Genomic DNA, 4731 nt, shown 5'->3' with positions numbered 1-4731 from the left:
GGCTGCCTCATCGCTAACTTTGCAACAGTGCCCGCTCAGATCGACACCACGACTGCGTCCGGTCGCATGGTGTTCGGAATCTTCGCCACCTTGGCCGAGTTCGAGCGGGATCTGATCCGAGAGCGCACCATGGCGGGTCTCGCCTCCGCGAGAGCGCGCGGTCGCAAGGGCGGACGAAAATTCGCGCTCACCAAAGCTCAGGTGCGTCTCGCGCAAGCCGCCATGGCCCAGCGCGATACTTCAGTTTCCGATCTCTGCAAGGAACTCGGCATCGAGCGCGTCACTCTCTACCGATATGTCGGTCCCAAAGGCGAGCTCAGAGACCATGGAAAGCATGTTCTCGGACTTACGTAGCAACTCGTTTCTTTTCGCAGGTTGAGCCACCTCCGCGCTTCATCAGAAAACTGAAGGAACCTCCATTGAATCGAACTAATATTTTTTTTGGTGAATCGCATTCTGACTGGTTGCCTGTCAGAGGCGGAGAATCTGGTGATTTTGTTTTTCGACGTGGTGACGGGCATGCCTTCGCGAAAATCGCACCTGCTTCCCGCCGCGGTGAGCTCGCTGGAGAGCGTGACCGCCTCATTTGGCTCAAAGGTCGAGGTGTGGCTTGCCCCGAGGTGATCAACTGGCAGGAGGAACAGGAGGGTGCATGCTTGGTGATAACGGCAATTCCGGGAGTACCGGCGGCTGATCTGTCTGGAGCGGATTTGCTCAAAGCGTGGCCGTCAATGGGGCAGCAACTTGGCGCTGTTCACAGCCTATCGGTTGATCAATGTCCGTTTGAGCGCAGGCTGTCGCGAATGTTCGGACGCGCCGTTGATGTGGTGTCCCGCAATGCCGTCAATCCCGACTTCTTACCGGACGAGGACAAGAGTACGCCGCAGCTCGATCTTTTGGCTCGTGTCGAACGAGAGCTACCGGTGCGGCTCGACCAAGAGCGCACCGATATGGTTGTTTGCCATGGTGATCCCTGCATGCCGAACTTCATGGTGGACCCTAAAACTCTTCAATGCACGGGTCTGATCGACCTTGGGCGGCTCGGAACAGCAGATCGCTATGCCGATTTGGCACTCATGATTGCTAACGCCGAAGAGAACTGGGCAGCGCCAGATGAAGCAGAGCGCGCCTTCGCTGTCCTATTCAATGTATTGGGGATCGAAGCCCCCGACCGCGAACGCCTTGCCTTCTATCTGCGATTGGACCCTCTGACTTGGGGTTGATGTTCATGCCGCCTGTTTTTCCTGCTCATTGGCACGTTTCGCAACCTGTTCTCATTGCGGACACCTTTTCCAGCCTCGTTTGGAAAGTTTCATTGCCAGACGGGACTCCTGCAATCGTCAAGGGATTGAAACCTATAGAAGACATTGCTGATGAACTGCGCGGGGCCGACTATCTGGTATGGCGCAATGGGAGGGGAGCAGTCCGGTTGCTCGGTCGTGAGAACAATCTGATGTTGCTCGAATATGCCGGGGAGCGAATGCTCTCTCACATCGTTGCCGAGCACGGCGACTACCAGGCGACCGAAATTGCAGCGGAACTAATGGCGAAGCTGTATGCCGCATCTGAGGAACCCCTGCCTTCTGCCCTTCTCCCGATCCGGGATCGCTTTGCAGCTTTGTTTCAGCGGGCGCGCGATGATCAAAACGCAGGTTGTCAAACTGACTACGTCCACGCGGCGATTATAGCCGATCAAATGATGAGCAATGCCTCGGAACTGCGTGGGCTACATGGCGATCTGCATCATGAAAACATCATGTTCTCCAGTCGCGGCTGGCTGGTGATAGATCCCGTCGGTCTGGTCGGTGAAGTGGGCTTTGGCGCCGCCAATATGTTCTACGATCCGGCTGACAGAGACGACCTTTGTCTCGATCCTAGACGCATTGCACAGATGGCGGACGCATTCTCTCGTGCGCTGGACGTCGATCCGCGTCGCCTGCTCGACCAGGCGTACGCTTATGGGTGCCTTTCCGCAGCTTGGAACGCGGATGGAGAAGAGGAGCAACGCGATCTAGCTATCGCGGCCGCGATCAAGCAGGTGCGACAGACGTCATACTAGATATCAAGCGACTTCTCCTATCCCCTGGGAACACATCAATCTTACCGGAGAATATCGTTGGCCAAAGCCTTAGCGTAGGATTTCGCCCTCTCCCGCAAACGACCCCATCTTTGCGGCGATCGTGGCCGGATAGCCGTCTTCGACAATCAGCCGAGCTAACCGGAGACGGGCACGAGGAGTGAGAAGAGCGTTCGGATGGGTCATCAATTGGCCTCCGCCGCGGTCTTCGTAAGCGCGCGTCTGGTGAGAAGCATGATGACGAGAGCGATCGCTGTCAGCACCGAAGCGACCCAAACCGGCGCGAGCAGCCCCAGCCCGGTCGCGAGCCCGAGCGCACCAAGCACGGGCCCCGCTGCAGCTCCGATATTCAATGCTGCGGTTGCTTTGGACATAAAAAAGCTCCCAGGCATCCCCGGGAGCTTGTCTCGGGCATCCCCGAGACGTCGGAATAACCGAAAGGAATCAGTTAAACACTCGACACGATTGATCGTAGAAAACGTAGCCGAAAAAAGCAACAAACTCCCACGTGAGACGTAAAATCAAAGCTCCCAATTAAACATATGCCAAGACATATGTTTAAGCATATGGCTTAACATATGGCAGAACATATGCTAATATGAAACCCACAGCTCAAAGGACACTTTGAGAACACAACACTCGACACCTAAAAGGAGCAGCCATGCCCGTAATTTCCTGCCTCAACGCCAAAGGCGGAACCGGAAAAACCACCAGCGCAATCAACCTCGCCGCCGTCGCCGCCTACCGTGGATACACCGTCCACGTCCTCGACGCCGACGCCGAACAAGGCACCGCCTCCGAATGGATCGAATACGCCAACGACGCCTTCGAAGAAAACCCCAACGCCCCCCACGTTGACGTCGAAGTCGAAGCCGTCAACCGAGGAATCCTCGCGCGCAAGGTAAAAAAATACAGCGACGACCTTGTCATCATCGACGGCCCACCCAGCAATCACAGCATGTCTGAACTCATCATCGAAAACTCAGACTTCGTCGTCATTCCCACCACCGGCACCCACACGGATATGGCACAAACCTGGAAAATCATCGACGTCATTCCAGAAGGCAAACACTACGCCGTACTGCCCACCATCTGGGACAAGCGCAAAAGCACTGCCGACCGCGCCCGGAAAGTCCTTGAAGACGAAGGAATCCCAGTCATTTGGCCCGGCGTAGAATCCCGCGCCTACTTCGACCGCCAATTCGGACACTGGCCCCGCAACAGCGCCAAAGAACTACACGGCTATCCCGCAATCTTTGACAAAATCATCGCCCAAATCACCAACTAACCACACCTTAAAAAGGAGCAACCATGAACGACACCCCAGGACTGGCACGCCCGAAAAAGAAGCAAACCGACGCCCAAGGAAAACCCACCCTCACCAAAGACACCGGACTTAATACCACCAAGGTCACAAAGGCCACCAAGAAAGAAAAGCCCCACCGCACCACCGTCAACCTGCCCTACTCCATCTACAAAGAACTACGCAGAAACTGGGCAGAAACCAGCACCCCTATCTACCGCCAACTTCTAGAAGCCTGGGAACTAATCACCGACCACGGCGCGGACTACCAGCCCGCAGACGCGACCTACAACACCGACGAGCTCACCCGCACCACCACCGTCTACATCCCCAAAGACACCCTGAAGGCCATGCAAAAAATCCGCAGCAAGTATGGAGCCTCCATCGCCGACCAGCTCATCTCCTCCTGGGCTCAACAAACCGGCTGGGAAGGATAACCACCCGCGACACCAAGGAGCCACCATGTCCCACGAGACTCCCCACATCGCCGACCGCGCAGACAACGACCCGCGCGAAGACCCCGAAGCGCTACTTATCGCAGCCCTGCTCTGGAACCGCGACACCACCCAAGCGGTAAACCTGACACAAACACTCACCCCCGCCGACTTCTACTCCACCGACTACGCCGCAATCTTTGCCACCATCAGCCAACAACTCAAAAGCGGCAGACCCTACGACCCCGCCAGCGTGCGCACAGCCCTACACGCCGAAGGCGACCAATCCGGCATACTCACCGATAACATCGACGGACTTATCACCATGCTCACCAACCTAGAGCACATACCGCCGAAAATAACCGACTACGCCGAAGCCGTAGCCTCCAACTCGTATCGCCGCCAATACCGCCACATGGTCGAACGCCTTAACCGCCAGGCGCACACCGCACCAGAAAAAGACCTCTACCCACTGCTAGTAAAAGAAGGTAAAAAACAACGCCGCATTAAAGACCGCTACTACCGCAATCACAAAGACACCCCGCAAGAGCGCCACTAAACCACACCCACCCCACGGTGGCCTTCGCTCCAATTTCCTCGCTTCGCTGCGGGAATTTCCACGACCTTCAATCATGGCCTGACCACCCCACCGCGCACCCGAGCGCAACTCCCGTGGAAAACAACCCCCAACACCACCGTGAAAGACCAGCCACACAGCCACACGCCGCAACCAGTGTCCGTTTCGGCAGATACGCTTTCATCTCCGCCTTCGGCAGCTTAACCCGCCTGTGGCTACGGTCAAGAACTTTCGCGGCATAAACCGCTCCCGCGCGCCCCGAATCCGGGGCGCTTTTCGCTATTTATTCCACGCTTTCTTGACCTCCACCACAGGCGGGCGCAGGCACTACGTGCCGGAG

6 protein-coding genes and 2 pseudogenes are annotated in these 4731 nt (G+C 56.7%); 6 read left to right on the top strand and 2 right to left on the bottom strand.

The genetic code is table 11. From position 1 onward, the window contains the following. The 3 genes from HMPREF2808_RS05725 to HMPREF2808_RS05715 all read left to right on the top strand — a co-directional run. A partial coding sequence (locus tag HMPREF2808_RS05725; RefSeq protein ID WP_141752001.1) for a recombinase family protein occupies positions 1 to 354 on the top strand: 354 nt, incomplete at its 5' end. Between the two features lie 65 nt (positions 355 to 419). After that, positions 420 to 1223, top strand: a complete 804-nt coding sequence (gene aph(3'')-Ib / locus HMPREF2808_RS05720) for an aminoglycoside O-phosphotransferase APH(3'')-Ib (protein WP_001082319.1) — start codon at positions 420 to 422, stop codon at positions 1221 to 1223. Beyond that, positions 1223 to 2059 (top strand): aminoglycoside O-phosphotransferase APH(6)-Id, encoded by an 837-nt coding sequence (locus HMPREF2808_RS05715; protein ID WP_000480968.1) that lies wholly within the window; start codon positions 1223 to 1225, stop codon positions 2057 to 2059. Before aph(3'')-Ib ends, HMPREF2808_RS05715 begins: the two co-directional genes overlap by 1 nt. Positions 2060 to 2164: 105 nt before the next feature. Here the strand turns inward: HMPREF2808_RS05715 and HMPREF2808_RS12990 are convergent. After that, a pseudogene (locus HMPREF2808_RS12990) lies at positions 2165 to 2263 on the bottom strand (IS481 family transposase); the annotation flags it as partial. Next, positions 2263 to 2511 (bottom strand): annotated as a pseudogene (locus HMPREF2808_RS05710) (chloramphenicol efflux MFS transporter); the annotation flags it as partial. The pseudogenes HMPREF2808_RS05710 and HMPREF2808_RS12990, both read right to left, overlap by 1 nt. Before the next feature lie 227 nt (positions 2512 to 2738). On the opposite strand from HMPREF2808_RS05710, the gene HMPREF2808_RS05705 reads away from it, so the two are divergent. The 3 genes from HMPREF2808_RS05705 to HMPREF2808_RS05695 are packed head-to-tail and all read left to right on the top strand — an operon-like array spanning position 2739 to position 4373. Then, on the top strand, positions 2739 to 3365 hold the full coding sequence (locus tag HMPREF2808_RS05705) for a ParA family protein (RefSeq protein ID WP_011116990.1): 627 nt from the start codon (positions 2739 to 2741) through the stop codon (positions 3363 to 3365). Positions 3366 to 3388: 23 nt separating this feature from the next. After that, a complete protein-coding gene (locus HMPREF2808_RS05700; RefSeq protein ID WP_011116989.1) occupies positions 3389 to 3817 on the top strand; it encodes a hypothetical protein in 429 nt (142 codons plus the stop codon). A 25-nt stretch (positions 3818 to 3842) separates the two neighbouring features. Then, a complete protein-coding gene (locus tag HMPREF2808_RS05695; RefSeq protein ID WP_011116988.1) occupies positions 3843 to 4373 on the top strand; it encodes a DnaB-like helicase N-terminal domain-containing protein in 531 nt (176 codons plus the stop codon). The last annotated feature ends 358 nt before the right edge of the window (positions 4374 to 4731 follow it).

The sequence above is a fragment of the Corynebacterium sp. HMSC078A10 genome, assembly GCF_001811565.1.
Classification (GTDB): Bacteria; Actinomycetota; Actinomycetes; order Mycobacteriales; family Mycobacteriaceae; genus Corynebacterium; species Corynebacterium hesseae.
Note: the sequence above shows the minus strand (reverse complement) of the source record. Positions and strands in the feature narration are given on the sequence as shown.